Source organism: Streptomyces bungoensis, from assembly GCF_001514215.1.
GTDB lineage: Bacteria > Actinomycetota > Actinomycetes > Streptomycetales > Streptomycetaceae > Streptomyces > Streptomyces bungoensis.
On sequence record NZ_KQ948862.1, the window covers coordinates 76,357 to 95,844 of the forward strand.

Annotated in this window: 13 protein-coding genes; 11 read left to right on the forward strand and 2 right to left on the reverse strand. The window is 73.2% G+C overall.

The window, feature by feature from the left end; all coding sequences use genetic code 11:
- Positions 1–48: 48 nt before the first annotated feature.
- From AQJ66_RS22995 to AQJ66_RS23015, 5 genes are all read left to right on the forward strand, one after another.
- A complete protein-coding gene (locus tag AQJ66_RS22995; protein ID WP_061925544.1) occupies positions 49–2,280 on the forward strand; it encodes an MMPL family transporter in 2,232 nt (743 codons plus the stop codon).
- Entirely contained in the window at positions 2,258–2,812 is a 555-nt protein-coding gene (locus AQJ66_RS23000; protein WP_061925547.1) for a GNAT family N-acetyltransferase, read from the forward strand. The genes AQJ66_RS22995 and AQJ66_RS23000 overlap by 23 nt, the downstream gene beginning before the upstream one ends.
- 35 nt (positions 2,813–2,847) lie before the next feature.
- Positions 2,848–3,447, forward strand: coding sequence for a hypothetical protein (locus AQJ66_RS23005; RefSeq protein ID WP_061925550.1), 600 nt, complete (start codon positions 2,848–2,850; stop codon positions 3,445–3,447).
- A 196-nt stretch (positions 3,448–3,643) separates the two neighbouring features.
- Positions 3,644–3,835 carry a hypothetical protein gene (locus AQJ66_RS23010; RefSeq protein ID WP_061925553.1) on the forward strand — a complete coding sequence of 64 codons (192 nt, stop codon included), beginning with the start codon at positions 3,644–3,646 and terminating at the stop codon, positions 3,833–3,835.
- Between the two features lie 155 nt (positions 3,836–3,990).
- Positions 3,991–7,038 carry a helix-turn-helix transcriptional regulator gene (locus AQJ66_RS23015; RefSeq protein WP_107119018.1) on the forward strand — a complete coding sequence of 1,016 codons (3,048 nt, stop codon included), beginning with the start codon at positions 3,991–3,993 and terminating at the stop codon, positions 7,036–7,038.
- Positions 7,039–7,078: 40 nt separating this feature from the next.
- Here the strand turns inward: AQJ66_RS23015 and AQJ66_RS23020 are convergent, their stop codons facing one another.
- Both AQJ66_RS23020 and AQJ66_RS23025 read right to left on the reverse strand, forming a co-directional pair.
- On the reverse strand, positions 7,079–8,215 hold the full coding sequence (locus AQJ66_RS23020; protein WP_061925559.1) for a PQQ-dependent sugar dehydrogenase: 1,137 nt from the start codon (positions 8,213–8,215) through the stop codon (positions 7,079–7,081).
- Between the two features lie 120 nt (positions 8,216–8,335).
- Positions 8,336–9,334, reverse strand: coding sequence for an aldo/keto reductase (locus AQJ66_RS23025; protein ID WP_061925561.1), 999 nt, complete (start codon positions 9,332–9,334; stop codon positions 8,336–8,338).
- A 75-nt stretch (positions 9,335–9,409) separates the two neighbouring features.
- On the opposite strand from AQJ66_RS23025, the gene AQJ66_RS23030 reads away from it, so the two are divergent.
- The 6 genes from AQJ66_RS23030 (at position 9,410) to serA (ending at position 19,402) form a co-directional block, all read left to right on the forward strand.
- Positions 9,410–10,363, forward strand: coding sequence for a 2-hydroxyacid dehydrogenase (locus AQJ66_RS23030; RefSeq protein ID WP_061925564.1), 954 nt, complete (start codon positions 9,410–9,412; stop codon positions 10,361–10,363).
- A gap of 373 nt (positions 10,364–10,736) precedes the next feature.
- Positions 10,737–13,778, forward strand: coding sequence for a putative bifunctional diguanylate cyclase/phosphodiesterase (locus AQJ66_RS23035; protein WP_061925567.1), 3,042 nt, complete (start codon positions 10,737–10,739; stop codon positions 13,776–13,778).
- A 254-nt stretch (positions 13,779–14,032) separates the two neighbouring features.
- On the forward strand, positions 14,033–15,880 hold the full coding sequence (locus tag AQJ66_RS23040; protein WP_208611433.1) for an acetolactate synthase large subunit: 1,848 nt from the start codon (positions 14,033–14,035) through the stop codon (positions 15,878–15,880).
- A gap of 21 nt (positions 15,881–15,901) precedes the next feature.
- A complete protein-coding gene (gene ilvN / locus AQJ66_RS23045) occupies positions 15,902–16,426 on the forward strand; it encodes an acetolactate synthase small subunit (RefSeq protein ID WP_030216544.1) in 525 nt (174 codons plus the stop codon).
- A 118-nt stretch (positions 16,427–16,544) separates the two neighbouring features.
- A complete protein-coding gene (gene ilvC / locus AQJ66_RS23050) occupies positions 16,545–17,543 on the forward strand; it encodes a ketol-acid reductoisomerase (RefSeq protein WP_061925574.1) in 999 nt (332 codons plus the stop codon).
- A 269-nt stretch (positions 17,544–17,812) separates the two neighbouring features.
- Complete coding sequence (gene serA / locus AQJ66_RS23055; protein ID WP_061925577.1) at positions 17,813–19,402, forward strand: phosphoglycerate dehydrogenase; 1,590 nt, start codon at positions 17,813–17,815, stop codon at positions 19,400–19,402.
- The last annotated feature ends 86 nt before the right edge of the window (positions 19,403–19,488 follow it).

The following is a 19,488-nucleotide window of genomic DNA, read 5'->3' on the forward strand; positions in this document are numbered from 1 at the left end:
GACGATTCCCGGTCAAAGATCCACACATCACCCTCTGGGAGCACGTCCGTGGCAGCCCTCGCCCGTTGGTGTGTCCGGCACCGCCTGGTAGCCGTCCTGCTCTGGCTGGCCGCCTTCGGCGGGGTCACCGCGGCCGCCGCCGCGGCCGGCACGGCGTACTCCAACCACTACGACGTGCCGGGCACCGAGTCCGGGCGCGCGGCGCAACTGCTCACCGAGGGCTTCCCGGGCCTGGCCGGCGACAGCGACACCGTCGTCTGGCACACCACCGACGGCACCGTCCGGGCGCACGGCGTCGAGCGGACCATGATCCGCACCCTCGACCGGATCGCCGGCCTGCCCGGCGTCGCCTCGGTGACCGGGCCCTACGGCCGCCACGGCGCCCACCGGATCAGCGCCGACGGCCGTACGGCCTACGCCACCGTCACCTTCACCCGGCAGACGGAGGACATCGGCAAGTCCGAGGCCGAGGCCGTCGTACACACCGCCAAGGCCGCCGAGCGGGACGGGCTGCGGGTCGAGCTGGGCGGCAGCGCCATCGGGCTCACCGCCTCCGCGCGCGGCCACACCGCCGAGGCGGTCGGCGTGGGTGTGGCCGCCGTGGTGCTGTTCGTCGCCTTCGGCTCGCTCGCCGCCTCGCTGCTGCCCATCGCCACCGCCCTGGTCGGCGTCGGCACCGCGTACGCCGGGATCGGGCTGCTCGGGCACGTCATGCCCGTCGCCGACTTCGCGCCCATGCTCGGCCTGCTGATCGGGCTCGGTGTCGGCATCGACTACGCGCTGTTCATCGTGACCCGGCACCGGCGCGGCCTGAAGCGCGGGCTGAGCGTCACCGAGGCCGCCACGAACGCCGTCGCCACCACCGGACGCGCGGTCGTCTTCGCGGGTGCGACCGTGTGCATCGCCCTGCTGGGCATGCTGATCCTGCGCCTGAGCTTCCTCAACGGCGTCGCCGTGGCCGCCTCGCTGACCGTGCTGCTCACCGTCGCGGCCGCCGTGACCCTGCTGCCCGCCCTGCTGTCGTACATCGGGCCGCGCGCGCTCAGCCGCCGCGAGCGGCGCACGCTCGCCGCGCAGGGGCCCCAGCCGGAGGTGCCCACCGGTCTCGCCGCCCGCTGGTCCGCGTTCGTCGAACGCCGGCCCAAGCTGCTCGCCTCCCTCGCCGTCGCCGTGATCGCGCTGCTCGCGCTGCCCACCCTGGCCCTCCGCCTCGGCACCTCCGACCAGGGCAACGACCCCCGCACCTCCACGACCAGGGCGGCCTACGACCTGCTCGCCGAGGGTTTCGGCCCCGGCGTGAACGGACCGCTGACACTGGTGACGCGGGTGGACGGCGCCGCCGACAAGCTCGCCCTGGACGACCTCGACACCACCCTGCGCGCCACCCGGGGCGTCGCGGCCGTCACCCCGGTGACGTACGACAGCCTGGGCGACACCGCCTACCTCACCGTCGTCCCCGACTCCGCGCCCCAGTCGCAGCGCACCAGCGACCTCGTCGACCGGCTGCGCACCGAGGTGCTCCCGCGCGCGCAGACCGGGACCTCGCTGGACCTGGCGGTCGGCGGCGTCACGGCGAGCTACGACGACTTCGCGGATGTGATCGTCGGCAAGCTGCCGCTGTTCGTCGCGGTGGTCATCGGGCTCGGCTGTCTGCTGCTGCTCGTCGCCTTCCGCTCCGTCGGCATCCCGCTGAAGGCCGCCGTGATGAACGTCGCCGCCGTCGCCGCCGCGTTCGGGATCGTCGTCGCCGTCTTCCAGTGGGGCTGGGGCAGCGAACTCCTCGGCCTCGGCCGAGCGGGCCCGATCGAGCCGTTCCTGCCGGTCATCATGGTCTCGGTCCTCTTCGGGCTCTCCATGGACTACCAGGTCTTCCTGGTCAGCCGGATGTACGAGGAGTGGCTGGAGACCGGCGACAACCGGCGCGCCGTGCGCGTCGGCCTCGCCGAGACCAGCCGGGTGATCAACTCCGCCGCGGTCATCATGATCTCGGTCTTCCTCGCCTTCGTGCTCAGCGGCGACCGGGTGATCGCCATGTTCGGCATCGCCCTGGCCTGCGCCGTCGCCCTCGACGCGTTCGTGCTGCGCACCCTGCTCGTGCCCGCCCTGATGCACCTGCTCGGCGCCGCCAACTGGTGGCTGCCCGCGTGGCTGGAGCGCCGTCTGCCGCGCCTCAGCATCGAACCGCCCGAGTGCCGCGCCGCGCATGAGAGGCTCGCCGAGGTCTCGGTCGCGGAACTGCGGGAGGAGCAGCAGCACGATGTACGCGATATCCCTGGGTGAGGACGGCGCGGAACTGCGCCCGCTGGAGGTGTGGCACGCCGCGGAACTGCTCGCCCACATGGACCGGGGGCGGGAGTTCATCGGCCGGCACGTGGGCCTGCCGGACGTGGTGGCCGACCTGGACGGCGCCCGCGCCTGGCTCCGGTCCTACGCCGACAAGCGCGCCGCCGACGCGGGCGCGCTGCACGGGATCTGGCTCGACGGCAGGCTCGTCGGCGGCCTGCTGTTCCGGGTGTGGGACACCCCGAGCGGGGTCTGCGAGGCCGGCTGCTGGCTGGAACCGGCCGCGGCCGGGCGCGGGCTCGTCACGCGCGGCCTGCGGGTACTGCTCGACTGGGCGTTCGGCGAGCGCGGCATGCACCGGGTGGAGTGGCACGTGTCGTCGGCCAACGGGCCCAGCATCGACGTGGCCCGGCGGCTCGGCATGACCCGCGAGGGCGTCCTGCGGGAGAACTACCCGCACCGCGGGGTGCGCACCAGCACCGAGGTGTGGTCGGTGCTGGCCCCCGAGTGGCGGGCCGCCGATCATTAAGGCGCTTCTCAGACAGGGTCCGTACGGTGCCGGGCATGGCAACCAGGACAGCGGACACGACCCGGACCGACGACGAAAGGGCACCGGAGGAGCCCACGCAGACGGCGGAAGCCACGAAGACCGAGGCCGTCGAGGCCGAAGCCGCGGAGCAGACCGAAGCCGCGGAGCAGACCGAAGCCGCGGAGCAGGCCGAGGCCACGGAGCCGGCCGGAGCCACTGAGGCCGCCGGGGGCGGGCGACCGTCCGGGGCCGGCCAGGGCGCGGGTGCCGTCGTCTCCGCCGCGCTGGGCCTGGTCTCGCTCAGCGGTGGCTGGATCGGCACGGTCGCCGGCGCCCACCAGCAGCTCGTGGGCCAGCTGCGGACCTCGTCCAGCGCGGGCGTCGCCCAGCAGATCAAGGCGGTCTACGGCGACGCCTGGCACGCGACCGCCCTGTGGGCCGGCCTGTTCGCCCTGGCCGCGCTGGTCACCGGCGTGGCCGTGCTGGCCCGGCCCGCGTTCGGCGCGCCGGGCCGCCCGCAGGCCCCGTGGATCAGGTCGGTCGCCTGGGCGGGCGTCGCGCTCGGCGTGCTGGGCCTGCTGCTGGCCGTCCTGAAGTACACCGACGCGCTGCTCGCCCTGCCCTCGACGAGCTGAGGAACCGCAGGTCCCGAGGGGCCTTAGGGAGTCCGTGCCCGCCTTACGGACCTTCCTGAGGCCCCTTACCCGTGTCCCGGGCCCGCCGGGCCCGCGAAGATGCGGAACTCTCCCGATGTGGCGCACCCCCCTGGGAGACGAGTGTGGAGGCATCGCAGAACGCGACGCACCACACCGACTCCCCGAAGGACACGCCATGTACGAGCTCGATCTGCACCGGACGCGTTCCGCCGAACTGCGCCGCGCGGCCGACCAGGAGCGCCTGGCCCGCGAGGCCGTGCGCTCCGGCCGCGCCGCCCGCCGCGAGGAGGCCGCCCGGCACGCCGGGGCGGGTGCCGAGAGCCATACCGGCCGCTCGCGCCGGCCCCGGCTCCCGCGCACCGCGTGAGTTCCGGACCGGTGGACGCCGCCGGCGGCCCGGGGCCGCGTCCGCGCACGGGTCCTACGACTCTCCCGGCCGCCGGTACACCCCGTCCCCCCACCGGTACGACCATCGCACCGGACCTGTGGAAAAGGGGTGCCCCGACCTCCCGGGCCCGTGCGATGCTCGGGCCCGTGGAGACAAGGTCCGTCAGTCCCGTGTTCGTCGGCCGCGCCGAGGAACTGGACACGCTCAACGAGGCGCTCGCCCGTGCCGCCGCCGGGGGAGAGCCGCAGGCGCTGCTGCTCGGCGGTGAGGCGGGGGTCGGCAAGACCCGCCTCGTCGAGGAGTTCACCACGGCGGCCTGCCGCGCCGGGGCGGTCGTCGCCGTGGGCGGGTGCGTGGAGATCGGCGGCGACGGGCTGCCCTTCGCCCCCTTCTCCACCGCGCTGCGCACCCTGCGCGAGGCCCTGCCGGAGGAGTTCGCCGCCGCCGGCGCCGGACAGGAGGAGGAGCTGGCCCGGCTGCTGCCCGAACTCGGCGAGGCCCCCGCCGGCCGCCACGACGAACAGGACATGGCCCGCCTGTTCGAACTCACCGTCCGGCTGCTGGAGCGGGTCGCCGCCGAGCGCACGGTCGTGCTCGTCCTGGAGGACCTGCACTGGGCCGACGCCTCCACCCGCCACCTCCTGTCCTACCTCTTCCGCACCCTGCGCACCGGCCGGCTCCTGGTCCTCGCCACCTACCGCGCCGACGACATCCACCGCCGTCACCCGCTGCGCCCCCTGCTCGCCGAACTCGACCGGCTGCGCACCGTCCGCCGCATCGAACTCGCCCGGTTCACCCGCGACGAGGTCGCCCGCCAGATCGCCGGGATCCTCGCCACCGAGCCCGACCCCGCCCAGGTCGACGAGATCTTCGAACGCTCCGACGGCAACGCCTTCTTCGTCGAGGAACTCGCCGTCGCCGCCTGCGAGGGCTGCTGCACCGGACTCACCGACTCGCTGCGCGACCTGCTCCTGGTCCGCGTCGAGGCGCTGCCCGAGAGCACCCAGCAGGTCGCCCGGGTGATCGCCGAGGGCGGCTGCACCGTGGAGTACGGGCTGATCGCCGCCGTCGCCCGGCTCACCGAGGACGACCTCATCGAGGCGCTGCGCGCCGCCGTCGGCGCCAACATCCTCACCGTGACCCCGGCGGGCGACGGTTACCGCTTCCGGCACGCCCTGGTCCGCGAGGCCGTCGCCGACGACCTGCTGCCCGGCGAGCGCTCCCGTCTCAACCGCCGCTACGCCGAGGCACTCGAGGCCGACGCCACGCTCCTCCCGGCCGATGAGCGCGTGATGCGCCTGGCCGGCCACTGGTACCACGCACGCGACGCCGCCCGGGCCCTGCCCGCCGTCCTCGACGCCTCCGTCGTCGCCCGCCGCCGGCACGCCTACTCCGCGCAGCTCCGGCTCCTGGAGCGGGCGATGGAACTGTGGGAGACCGCCCCCGAGGAGGTCCGCTCGGCCCTGCGCCCGGTCGACTACACCGACGTCTACCCCCCGTGCGGCTGCGACCCGGCCACCACGCCCCTGCGCTACCTGGACCTGATGGCGGAGGCGGTGGTCGCGGGCCGCTTCGGCGGGGAGCGCGAACGCGCCCTGAAGATCGTCAGGCGGGCGCTGCGCCTGCTGGAGGACGACCCCGACCCGCTGCGGGCCGCCTGGTTCTGGGTGCAGCGCTCCCGGCTCGTCCAGTCCCTGGCCCGCGGCGACGGATGGCGGGAACTGGCCACCGCCCAGGAGCTGGTGCGCGGCCTGCCCCCGTCGGAGGTGCACGCCGAGGTCCTCGCCCTCGCCGCCAACTGGTCCATGCTGCACCGGCCCGGCCCCGAGGCCTTCGCCGCCGCCGAGCGGGCCGTGGAGTACGCGCGCATGGTCGGCGCCCGCGAGATCGAACTGAACGCCCGGCTCACCCTGGGCGGCCTCATGGTGGACTCCGGCGACATCGAGTCCGGACTCGCCCAGATGCGGCAGACCATGGCGGACGCGCTGGCCGAAGGCGTCACCCACGTCGTGGGCCGCGCCCACGTGAACCTGCCGTCCGAGCTGCAGAGCGTCGGCCGGGACCGGGAGGCCGAGCCGATCCTGCGCGCGGGCGTCGCCTTCACCCGCAGGCACGGGCTGCTCGACGACGAGGCGTGGGTGTGGGGCAACCTCTCCGACGCGCTGTACGCGCTCGGCCGGTGGGAGGAGGCCGCCGAGGCCGCCCGCAACGCGATCCGCGTCGGCCACAGCGCCAAGCCCCAGGGCTCGGGCGCCCTGCGCCTGGCCCACCTCGCCCTGGCGCGCGGCGACATCGCCGAGTCCGCCCGCCGGCTCGCCACCGCCCGCGCCCGCTACGGCACCCACGACCCGATGCCCCAGCAGTGGCTGCCCGTCGCCCGCGTCGCGCTCGGCGTCGCGGCCGCGGAGGGCAGGATCCTCGACGCCCGCGCCGAACTCCTCACCGCGCTGGAGACCGGCTTCCCGGCCGGCACCCAGCGCTACGCCTGGCCCCTGCTGCTGGCCGCCGCCACCGCCGAGGCCGACGCCCGCGCCCTGCCCGCAGCCGAACCGGGCCGGGAGGAACTGCTCGACCGGCTGCGCACAGCGGCCCGCGCGCTCACCACCGGCGCACCGCTGTGGGCCGCCTACGACCGGTGGACCCGCGCCGAACTGCTCCGCGCCGACGGCCGCGACAGCGCCGCCGCCTGGGCGGAGGCCGTCACCGCCTTCGAGTGCCTGGACCGCCCCTACGACCTGGCCCGGGTCCGCCACCGCCTCGCCCAGGCCCTGCTGGCGCACGGCGGCGAGGAGGAGCGCGAGCGAGCCCTGGAACTGCTGCGGCTCGCCGGTGCCGTCGCCGGCCACCTCGGCGCCCGCCCCCTCGCCGACGCGGTCGCCCGGCTCGCCCAGCGGGCCCGGCTCACCCTGACCCACGCCCCGCGCCGGGCCCTCGCGCCCGCCGACCCGGCCGACGCCCTGGGCCTGACCAGCCGGGAGCGGGACGTCCTGCGCCTGGTCTCGGCCGGCCGCACCAACCGCCAGATAGCCGAGGAGCTGTTCATCTCCCCGAAGACGGCGAGCGTGCACGTCTCCAACATCCTGGCCAAGCTCGGCGTCTCCGGCCGGGGTGAGGCGGCGGCGCTGGCCCACCGGATGGGGCTGTTCCCGCCGGAGGCGGAGGACCGGCTGGTGGCCGGATGACGGCGGCCGGCACGCTCGCACGGCCGAGAGGGAGCCGGCGTCACCTCACCTGGAGCTCCAGCACCCGGTCGTCGCCCTTCTTCGGCGTGCCGCGCCCGTCGGTGTTGCTCGTCACCAGCCACACCCTGCCGCCGCCGGCCGGTACGACCGTGCGAAGACGGCCGTACCGGCCCTGGAGGAAGGACTGCGGGGCCGCCGAGGCCTTCGTGCCCCGCAGGGGGATCCGCCACAGGCGCTGTCCCTTCAGCGCCGCCATCCAGATGACGCCGTCGACGTAGGCGATGCCGCTGGGGGAGGCGTCGTCGGTGTGCCACTGGGCCACCGGGTTCTGGAAGGCGGGGTCGGAGGACCTGCCCTCGGCGTCGGGCCAGCCGTAGTTGCCGCCCGGCTTGACGGCGTTCAGCTCGTCCCAGGTGTCCTGGCCGAACTCCGAGGCGAACAGCCGCTGTCTGCCGTCCCAGGCCAGTCCCTGGACGTTGCGGTGGCCGTAGGAGTACACCACCGAGCCGGGGAAGGGGTTGCCCGGCGCCGGTTCGCCCTCCGGGGTCATCCGCAGGATCTTGCCGCCCAGGGACTTCCGGTCCTGGGCCAGGCCCCGGTCGCCGCTCTCGCCCGTGCCCGCGTACAGCATCCCGTCCGGGCCGAAGGCGATCCGGCCGCCGTTGTGGATCACGCCCTTCGGGATGCCCTTGAACACCGTGTCGGGGGCGCCCAGTTGTTCACCGGCCGGCTTGCGCTCGTCGTACAGCATCCGGACGATGCGGTTGTCCGAGGCCGAGGTGAAGTAGGCGTAGATCATGTGGTCCGAGGCGTAGTCCGGGGACAGGGCGATGCCCAGCAGCCCGCCCTCGCCGGCCGGGGAGACCCCGGAGACCCGGCCCAGCTCGGTCTTCTTCCCCGTCTTCGGGTCGATCCGGACGATCGTGCCGTCGTCGCGAGAGGAGACCAGCAGGCCCCCGCCGGGCAGCGGCGCCAGGCCCCACGGCGTCTTCAGGCCCTCGGCCACCGTGCGCAGCACCCGCACCGAGCCCTTGGCGGGCGGGGCCGTCTCCGTGGGCCGGGCCGACGAGGAGGCGGGGCCCGGCGGTGACGGCGGCCGGACGGCCGGCGGTCCGCCGTCCCCGGAGGAGCAGCCCGCCGTCAGCAGGAGCGCGGTCGCGGCCAGCACGGCCGTCACAGCTCGACGTCGCACGATCAAGGTCCCTTCGAGGCGGTGATCCAGTGGCAGGTCTTCCCCCTCTCATACACCGCGCGCGCCGCCCGGGTTCCCGTTCCGCCCGCACCGCATGCCGGGACGTCAGTCCCAGGACCCCCGGGCCGCCGGCAGCCCGGACACCTCCGCCAGGTCCTCCGGTGTCAGCCGGAGCGCCGCGGCCGCCGCGTTCTCCTCCGCGCAGCGCGCCCGCTTGGTGCCGGGCACCGCGACCACCTGCGGGCCCTGCGCGAGTACCCAGGCCAGGGCCACCTGGGCGGCGGTGACACCCTCGCCGTGCCGGCGGGCGACCCGGCGCAGACCGGCGACGATCGGCTGGTTGGCGGCCATCATCTCGGCCGTGAAGCGGGGGTGGCGGGCGCGTACGTCGTCCGGTTCGAAGCCCTCGCCGGGGGTCAGTGTGCCGGTCAGGAAGCCGTTGCCCAGCGGCATCGCCGCCAGGAAGCCCACGCCCCGCGCCGCGCACCACGGCAGCAGTGCCTCCAGCGCCTCCGGCGACCACACCGACAGCTCGGCCTCCACGGCGCTGACCGGGAACACCTGCTGCACCCGCTCGAGCTGGCGCAGCGTGGCGTCGTGCAGCCGTGCCCCGGAGCGGCGGCGGGCCCGGGCGCCCACCGCGCACAGGCCCAGCGCGCGCACCTTGCCGGCCCGCACCAGTTCGGCCATCGCGCCCCACGTCTCCTCGACGGGGACCTCGGGATCGGCGCGGTGCAGCTGGTAGAGGTCGATCACGTCCGTCTGCAGGCGCCGCAGCGAGGCGTCGCAGGCCCGCCGCACGTAGCCGGGGCGGCCGTTGGCCACGATGTGCTGATCGCCCACCAGCAGCCCCACCTTCGTCGACACGAAGGCGTCGGCCCGCCGCTCCTTCAACACCCGCCCCAGCAGCAGCTCGTTGGTGAACGGGCCGTACATGTCCGCCGTGTCCAGCAGGGTCGAGCCGGCGTCCAGCGCCCGGTGCACGGTTCTGAGCGACTCGTCCCCCCGCTGCCGTGAGGTGCTGTACGCCCAGTTCATCGGCATGCACCCGAGTCCGACGGCCCCCACCGCGAGCGCCCCCGCGCCGATCGTCCTGCGCTCCACGTGCCCGTGAACCTCCCTCGTCCGGGCCCCAACCTAACCTCCGCACACCAGTACGGCTGACATAGCCTCCTTCCCATGACTGCAGACGTATGGCTTCCCATCCCGCCGCAGGAGATCGAGGGGCTGCCCGCGGGGCCCCGGTACCTGTTCTGGGACGGGGGCGAGGACGGCGAACAGGAGTTTCCCGGCGACCCGGCGGACTGCGTCCTGTACGTGGTGCCGTACATGAAGCGGTGGCCGGTGAAGGTGCGCCCGCTGGAGCACCTGACCGGCGTCCGGGTCATCCAGACGCTGACGGCCGGCGTCGACGACGTCACCGCGCGGCTGTCGGACATCCGGCCGGGAGTCCGGCTGTGCAACGCGCGCGGGGTGCACGAGGCGAGCACCGCCGAACTCGCGCTGGCCCTGACCCTGGCCTCCCTGCGCGGCATCCCGCAGTTCGTGCGCGCCCAGGCGGAGGGGCGCTGGCACAGTGCGTTCCACCCCTCCCTCGCCGACAAGAGCGTCCTCATCGTCGGCTACGGCGCGATCGGTGCCGCCATCGAGGACCGGCTCGCGCCCTTCGAGCTCGCGCGGGTGGCGCGCGTTGCGCGCTCCAAGCGCACCACGGCGCGCGGTTTGGTGCATCCGCTCACCGATTTGCCCTCTCTGCTTCCGGACGCCGACGTCGTGATCCTTTCCACGCCCTTGACCGAGGAGACCAGGGGGCTGGTGGACGCCGAGTTCCTCGGCCGGATGAAGGACGGGGCGCTGCTGGTGAACGTGGCCCGCGGACCCGTCGTCGACACCAAGGCGCTGCTCGCGGAGCTGGACAGCGGCCGCCTCACCGCGGCGCTGGACGTGACCGACCCCGAGCCGCTGCCGCCGGGCCACCCCTTGTGGCAGACGCCCGGCGTGCTCATCAGCCCGCACGTGGGCGGGCCCAGTTCAGCCTTCCTGCCGCGCGCCAAGCGGCTGCTCGTGGACCAGTTGACCCGTTTCGTGAACCACGAGCCGCTGCGGAACGTGATCCTCACCACAGGGTCGTAACCCGGCTCCGGTACCCTCCGCAATCCTCCGGACGCGGACGGTTGCCCGGTCTCCGTCGTTCGTCACGCAGCGTAGAGAACCTATGTCCCTGAGTGACGATCCTGGTGTATCGTCCCGGACAGGGGCAGCGCCGCCGACCGTTCGGCGCCGGGGGCGAACATTTCAGACTGTGAGGGGGGCGACGGGCGATGCACGGCCTATGGACGAACGATCCGACGCGGCGGAGCCGCCGACGGCGACCCTGGCGCACGGCCACGCGCAGGCGCGGCCACCACACCGGCCACCACGCCCATCACCGCAGGCCGGGCAGCCGCAGGAGGCACACGCACCGGGACCCGCGGGACCGGGGAGCGGCGCAGACCGGGAGGCCCCGGTGAACGCCTCGCCCTCCGTGACCGCCGCCTCCCTCGACGGCGTGCTGAGCGCACCGCACGCGCCGGGGACCCCGCCGCACCGCCCGCCGGCCGCCGGCGACGGATCGCGGCTGGTGCCCCAGCTCGTCCTCGCCCTGGTCTGCGGGGCCTACGCCGTCGGCTCCACGTTCGACTGGGGATCGAAGGAACTCGCCCTCGTCATGGGTGACTTCGGGCTCAGCGCCGCGGCGGGCACCGCCGCCGTCTCCTGCTTCCGCTACGCGCGCGGCCCCCGGGTCCGCTTCCCGACGGCCTGGCTGCTGTTCGCGCTCTCCTCGGCCATGGCCGCCCTCGGCAACGCGGTCTGGGGATGGTACGAGGTCGTCCTGGAGCGGCCCGTGCCCAGCCCCAGCTACGCCGACCTGTTCTTCCTGTGCTTCGCGCCCCCCGCCATCGTCGGCCTGCTGGTGCTCGCCAAGCGGCCGGTGACCCGGGCCGGCTGGATCTGCCTGGCGCTGGACGCCTGGCTGATCGGCGGCTCCCTGCTGACCCTGTCGTGGAGCCTCGCGCTCGCCCAGGCCGCCCGGTTCGACGGGCCCAGCGTGGCCCACACCGCGCTGTCGCTGGCGTACCCGCTGCTCGACATCGCGCTCGTCAGCATGGTGCTCGCGCTGCACTTCCGCCGCTCCCCGGGCAACCGCACGGCGGTGAACACCGCGATCGGCGCGCTCGCGCTGACCGTCATGTGCGACGCGCTGTTCACCTCGCCCCTCCTGCACAGCAGCTACCACTCCGGGCAGCTGCTGGACGCGGGCTGGTTCGCCGGGTCGCTGCTCCTCGCCTACGCCCCCTGGGCCGCCCCGCGGCGCGGGGGAGCGCGGCCGGCCGAGCGGCACGCGGCGGACGGGCACACGCGCGTCGTCCACGAGCACGTGCCGGGCGTGCCGAGCGTGCCGGGCCCGCGCGGCCCGGCCCACCCGCACCCCGCCGCGCCCGCCCCGGGCAGCGACCACAGCCGCTACCCGGCCGGCCGCCCGCTCACCGGATCCCTCGCCGCGCTCACCCCGTACCTCGCCGCGGCCGTGTGCACCCTCGGCATCCTCTACAACGTCCTCAACGGCCGCCGGCCCGACCACGTCGTGCTCATCACCGCGGGCGCCGTCGTCCTCGCGCTCGTCATCCGCCAGGGCATCATGCTGCTGGACAACATCACCCTCACCCAGGAGCTGGCGCAGAAGGAGAACCACTTCCGCTCCCTGGTGCAGGGCTCCAGCGACGTCATCATGATCGCCGCGCCCAACGGCGTCCTCCGGTACGTCTCCCCGGCCGCCGCCGGGGTCTACGGGCGGCCCGCCGAGGAGCTGGTGGGCACGGAACTGGCCGCTCTCATCCACCCCGAGGACCTGGGCCGGGTGGTGCACGAGGTGCGCCGCTTCCTCGCCGTCAGCCCCCTGGAGGAACCCACCACCCGCATCGAGTGCCGCTTCCGCTCCGGGGGCGGGGGAGGCTGGCTCAACGTCGAGTCCACCGTCAACCGCCACCACGGCGGCCTGATCTTCAACAGCCGGGACGTGACCGAACGCGTGCGGCTGCAGGCCCAGTTGCAGCACAACGCCGAGCACGACCCGCTCACCGACCTGCCCAACCGCGCGCTGTTCACCCGGCGCGTCCAGCAGGCCCTGAGCGGCCGCCGCGCCACCGACCGGGGCGCCGCCCTGCGCGGCACGGCCGTGCTCTTCATCGACCTGGACGGCTTCAAGGCCGTCAACGACACCATCGGGCACCAGGCCGGCGACGAGCTGCTCGTCCAGGCCGCCCGCAGACTCCAGGACGCCGTCCGCCACGGGGACACCGCCTCCCGGCTCGGCGGTGACGAGTTCGCGGCCCTGATCGCCGGGGACGGCACCCGGGACCGGGCCGCCCGGGAGCGCAACATCATGGAGCTCGCCGACCGCCTCAGGGCGACCCTCTCCCAGCCGTACGCGATCGACGGCAACGATGTCCGCGTCAACGCCTCCATCGGCGTCGCCTTCGCAGAGCCGGGGCTCGGCGCGGGAGAGCTGCTGCGCAACGCCGACCTCGCCATGTACCGCGCGAAGGCGGGCGGGAAGGGCCGGGTCGAGCTGTACCGGCCGCAGATGCAGCAGGACGTCGTCCGCCGGGCGGAGCTGGCGACCCGGCTGCGCGCCGCGCTGCACGACGGCGAGTTCACGCTGCTGCACCAGCCGGTGGTCTGCCTGGAGGACGGCCGGATCACGGCGGTCAGCGCGCAGGCGCGCTGGCGCTCCTCGCAGGGGGTGCTGTTCACCCCGGCCGAGTTCCTCCGGGTCGCCGAGGACGGCGACAAGACCGCGGAGCTGGACCGCTGGATCCTCGCCGAGGCGGTGGAGCAGGCCGCCGAGCGGGCCGCCACCGGCGCCGTCGTCCCGGTCACGGTGCGGACGACCGCCCGGCGGCTGCTGGACCGCGGGGAGCCGCTGGGCTCCGTGGACGCGCTGCTGAGCCGGCACGGGCTGCCGCCCCGCGCGCTGGTCCTGGAGCTCAGCGACACCGACCCCAGAACCCCGCTGGACGAGCTGGAGCGGCGCCTGACCGCGCTCAGCCGGCTCGGCGTACGGATCGCGCTCGACGGCTTCGGCAGCGGCTACGCGGCCATCACGGCCCTGCGCAGGCTGCCCGTGGACATCCTCAAGCTGGACCGCGGCCTGGTGGAGGGCGTCGTGGAGTCCGCGCGGCTGCACAAGATCACCAGTGGACTGCTCCGCATCGCCGGCGACCTCGGGCTGCAGTCGGTCGCCGAGGGGGTGGACCTGCCCGAGCAGGTGGCCGCGCTGCGCGCGATGGGCTGCACCCACGCCCTGGGCGCGGCGTTCGCCGGGCCGCTGGACGAGTACCGGCTGCGCCGGGCGCTCGGATCCGGCCACTACCCGGTCCCGCACGCTCCCGCCGAGCCGGCGTTCGCGGGCGGGCCCTCCGGGGTGTACACCGGAGGCATGTCCGCCGTCATCGGAGGTGGCAGTGGTCTTCGCTCACATACTGAGACTCCCGTCCCACCCACTTGACACGTGGTGCGTGCCGGAGGGAGGGTCAGTGCCATGCGCACCCGAATTCTCGTACTTGGACAGCGCGTCGGCTGAGCTGGGACCCACCGGAGGACGTCCGGAACACCCAGCGACCCTCACCGGCGCGCTCCCCTCGCTTGCCTCCCGGCACGAGGGGTTTTTTGTTGCACGGGCACAAGTCGAACTCCGGCGGAGCCCGAGCGGCAGGTCGTACAAACCATGCACAAACCCTCAGCATCGAGAAGAGAATGACGATGACCGAGCAGGCCACCGGGGCCCATCCGCAGCCGCGGCCCCGATCCGGAGGACAGCAGTCCGCCCCCGTCGAGCACGTCACGGGTGCGCAGTCCCTCATCCGCTCCCTCGAGGAGGTCGGCGCTGACACGGTATTCGGCATTCCCGGCGGTGCGATCCTCCCGGCGTACGACCCGCTGATGGACTCCACCAAGGTGCGCCACGTCCTGGTGCGGCACGAGCAGGGCGCCGGCCATGCGGCCACCGGCTACGCGCAGGCCACCGGCAAGGTCGGCGTGTGCATGGCGACCTCGGGCCCCGGCGCGACGAACCTGGTCACCCCGATCGCCGACGCGCACATGGACTCGGTGCCGCTGGTCGCGATCACCGGCCAGGTGGCCTCCAAGGCGATCGGCACGGACGCCTTCCAGGAGGCGGACATCGTCGGCATCACGATGCCGGTCACCAAGCACAACTTCCTCGTCACCAAGGCCGAGGACATCCCCCGGGTCATCGCGCAGGCCTTCCACATCGCCTCCACCGGCCGCCCGGGCCCGGTCCTGGTCGACATCGCCAAGGACGCCCTCCAGGCCAGGACCACCTTCTCCTGGCCGCCGGTGATGGACCTGCCCGGCTACCGCCCGGTGACCAAGCCGCACGCCAAGCAGATCCGCGAGGCGGCCAAGCTGATCACCGCCGCGAAGCGGCCCGTCCTGTACGTCGGCGGTGGCGTCATCAAGGCGCAGGCCACCGCCGAGCTGAAGGTCCTCGCCGAACTCACCGGAGCGCCCGTCACCACCACCCTGATGGCGCTCGGCGCGTTCCCCGACAGCCACCCGCTGCACGTGGGAATGCCGGGCATGCACGGTGCGGTCACCGCCGTCACCGCGCTGCAGAAGGCCGACCTGATCGTCGCCCTCGGAGCCCGCTTCGACGACCGCGTCACCGGCAAGCTGGACAGCTTCGCCCCGTACGCCAAGATCGTCCACGCCGACATCGACCCGGCCGAGATCGGCAAGAACCGCGCCGCCGACGTGCCGATCGTCGGCGACGCCCGCGAGGTCATCGCCGACCTGGTCCAGGCCGTGCAGAAGGAGCACAGCGAGGGCCACCAGGGCGACTACACCGCCTGGTGGAGCGACCTCAACCGCTGGCGCGAGACCTACCCGCTCGGCTACGACCAGCCCGAGGACGGCTCCCTGTCCCCGCAGGCGGTCATCGAGCGGATCGGGCAGCTCGCCCCCGAGGGCACGATCTTCGCCGCGGGCGTCGGCCAGCACCAGATGTGGTCCGCCCACTTCATCCAGTACGAGAAGCCCGCCACCTGGCTGAACTCCGGCGGCGCCGGAACGATGGGCTACGCGGTCCCGGCCGCGATGGGCGCCAAGGCCGGCCGCCCGGAGCGCACCGTCTGGGCGATCGACGGCGACGGCTGCTTCCAGATGACCAATCAGGAACTCACCACCTGCGCCCTGAACAACATCCCGATCAAGGTCGCCATCATCAACAACGGAGCCCTCGGGATGGTCCGCCAGTGGCAGACCCTCTTCTACAACCAGCGCTACTCCAACACGGTGCTCCACAGCGGCCCCGAGGACGTCAACCCGGACGCGAAGGGCACCCGCGTGCCGGACTTCGTGAAGCTGTCCGAGGCGATGGGCTGCGTGGGCCTGCGCTGCGAGCGGCCGGAGGACCTGGACAAGGTCATCGCGGAGGCGAACTCCATCAACGACCGCCCGGTCGTCGTGGACTTCATCGTCCACGAGGACGCGATGGTGTGGCCGATGGTCGCCGCCGGCACCTCCAACGACGAGATCATGGCCGCCCGGGACGTTCGCCCCGACTTCGGCGACAACGAAGACGACTGAGCGAGAGAGAGCCAAGAGATCATGTCCAAGCACACGCTCTCCGTCCTGGTGGAGAACACGCCCGGCATCCTCGCCCGGATCGCCGCCCTGTTCTCCCGCCGCGGCTTCAACATCGACTCGCTCGCCGTCGGCGTCACCGAGCACCCCGACATCTCCCGGATCACCATCGTGGTCAGCGTCGAGGAGTTCCCGCTGGAGCAGGTCACCAAGCAGCTCAACAAGCTCGTCAACGTGCTGAAGATCGTGGAGCTGGAGCCCGGCCAGGCCGTGCAGCGCGAACTCGTCCTGGTGAAGGTCCGCGCCGACAACGAGACCCGCTCCCAGATCGTCGAGATCGTCCAGCTCTTCCGCGCCAAGACCGTCGACGTCTCCCCGGAGGCCGTCACGATCGAGGCCACCGGATCGAGCGACAAGCTGTCCGCCATGCTGAAGATGCTCGAGCCGTTCGGCATCAAGGAGCTCGTCCAGTCCGGCACGATCGCCATCGGCCGCGGCGCCCGCTCGATCACCGACCGCTCGCTGCGCGCGCTCGACCGATCCGCGTAAGGCTGGAACCGGGCGGCCGGCCGACGCCGGCCGCCCGTATACCGAGACCCCGAGACTTCCGTCCCGCTCACCGTCATACGGTGGGAAGCACCACCCGTACCCAAGGAGAGAACCCAAAGTGGCCGAGCTGTTCTACGACGCTGACGCCGACCTGTCCATCATCCAGGGCCGCAAGGTCGCGGTCATCGGCTACGGCAGCCAGGGCCACGCCCACGCGCTGTCGCTGCGCGACTCCGGCGTCGACGTGCGTGTCGGTCTGCACGAGGGCTCCACGTCCAAGGCCAAGGCCGAGGAGGAGGGCCTGCGCGTGGTGACGCCCGCGGAGGCCGCCGCCGAGGCCGACGTCATCATGATCCTGGTCCCGGACCCGATCCAGGCCCAGGTGTACGAGGAGTCCATCGCCCCGCACCTGAACGACGGCGACGCCCTGTTCTTCGGCCACGGCTTCAACATCCGCTTCGGCTTCATCAAGCCCCCGGCCGGCGTGGACGTCTGCATGGTCGCCCCGAAGGGCCCGGGCCACCTGGTCCGCCGCCAGTACGAGGAGGGCCGCGGCGTTCCCTGCATCGCCGCCGTCGAGCAGGACGCCTCCGGCAACGCCTTCGCGCTGGCCCTGTCGTACGCCAAGGGCATCGGCGGCACCCGCGCCGGCGTCATCAAGACCACCTTCACCGAGGAGACCGAGACCGACCTCTTCGGTGAGCAGGCCGTCCTGTGCGGTGGCACCGCGGCCCTGGTCAAGGCGGGCTTCGAGACCCTGACCGAGGCCGGCTACCAGCCGGAGATCGCCTACTTCGAGTGCCTGCACGAGCTGAAGCTGATCGTGGACCTCATGTACGAGGGCGGCCTGGAGAAGATGCGCTGGTCCATCTCCGAGACGGCCGAGTGGGGCGACTACGTCACCGGCCCGCGCATCATCACGGACGCCACCAAGGCCGAGATGAAGAAGGTCCTCGCCGAGATCCAGGACGGCACGTTCGCCCGGAACTGGATGGACGAGTACCACGGCGGCCTGAAGAAGTACAACGAGTACAAGCAGCAGGACTCCGAGCACCTGCTGGAGACCACCGGCAAGCAGCTGCGCAAGCTGATGAGCTGGGTGAACGAGGAGGCGTAAGCCTCACGTCAGGGGGCCGGGGCATGCTGCTCCGGCCCCCTGTTCCACAACCGCCTTCACCGACCGCCGCAAGGACTACGAAATGTAGATTCCCGTCCGGGTGATACTTCCGCGGTGGCGTAAACCGAGGACCGCGGCGCCACTAGACTGCTGCACACTGCACAACAACGCGTCAGGCCCACAGCGTCGTGCGTCTTCCGCGGCTAGCCCCCCTCCACCGCCAGCGGCCGTCGGGACGGCCGTCCGCATTGGACTTGTGAGGACCTCTCGTGAGCTCGAAACCCGTCGTACTCATCGCCGAAGAGCTTTCGCCCGCGACCGTCGACGCACTGGGCCCGGACTTCGAGATCCGGCACTGCAACGGAGCCGACCGAGCCGAACTGCTCCCCGCCATCGCCGACGTCGACGCGATCCTGATCCGCTCCGCCACCAAGGTCGACGCCGAGGCCATCGCCGCGGCGAGGAAGCTCAAGGTCGTCGCGCGAGCCGGCGTCGGCCTGGACAACGTCGACGTCTCCGCCGCCACCAAGGCCGGCGTGATGGTCGTCAACGCCCCGACCTCCAACATCGTGACCGCGGCCGAGCTGGCCTGCGGCCTCCTCGTCGCCACCGCCCGCCACATTCCGCAGGCCAACGCCGCGCTGAAGAACGGCGAGTGGAAGCGCAGCAAGTACACGGGCGTCGAACTGGCCGAGAAGACGCTGGGTGTCGTGGGCCTGGGCCGCATCGGCGCCCTCGTCGCGCAGCGCATGTCCGCCTTCGGCATGAAGGTCGTCGCCTACGACCCCTACGTGCAGCCCGCGCGGGCCGCGCAGATGGGCGTGAAGGTGCTGTCCCTGGACGAGCTGCTCGAGGTCTCCGACTTCATCACCGTCCACCTGCCCAAGACCCCCGAGACCCTCGGCCTCATCGGCGACGAGGCGCTGCGCAAGGTCAAGCCGAGCGTGCGCATCGTCAACGCGGCCCGCGGCGGCATCGTCGACGAGGCGGCGCTGTACGCGGCGCTCAAGGAGGGCCGGGTCGCCGGCGCCGGTCTCGACGTGTACGCCAAGGAGCCCTGCACCGACTCCCCGCTCTTCGAGCTGGACCAGGTCGTCTGCACCCCGCACCTGGGCGCCTCCACCGACGAGGCGCAGGAGAAGGCCGGCATCGCCGTCGCCAGGTCGGTGCGCCTCGCGCTCGCCGGCGAGCTGGTGCCGGACGCGGTGAACGTCCAGGGCGGTGTCATCGCCGAGGACGTCAAGCCGGGCCTGCCGCTCGCCGAGCGCCTCGGCCGCATCTTCACCGCGCTGGCCGGCGAGGTCGCGGTCCGCCTCGACGTCGAGGTCTACGGCGAGATCACCCAGCACGACGTGAAGGTGCTGGAACTGTCCGCGCTGAAGGGCGTCTTCGAGGACGTCGTCGACGAGACGGTGTCGTACGTCAACGCCCCGCTGTTCGCGCAGGAGCGCGGCGTCGAGGTGCGGCTGACCACCAGCTCCGAGTCCGGGGACCACCGCAACGTGGTGACCGTGCGCGGCACCCTCGGCACCGGCGAGGAGGTGTCGGTCTCCGGCACCCTGGCCGGCCCGAAGCACGTCCAGAAGATCGTCGCGGTCGGCGACTACGACGTCGACCTGGCGCTCGCCGACCACATGGTCGTCCTGCGCTACGAGGACCGCCCGGGTGTCGTCGGCACCGTCGGCCGCATCCTCGGCGAGGCGGGCATCAACATCGCCGGCATGCAGGTCGCCCGTGCGGCGGTGGGCGGCGAGGCCCTCGCCGTGCTGACCGTCGACGACACGGTCGCCCCGGGCGTGCTGGGCGAGGTGGCCGAGGAGATCGGCGCCACGTCGGCGCGCTCGGTGAACCTGGTCTGAGCCGCGGTCCGCACGGACCACGTCCCTCGGACACGGCGCCGGGCGGGCTGGAGTGATCCAGCCCGCCCGGCGCTTTTCCGCGTCCC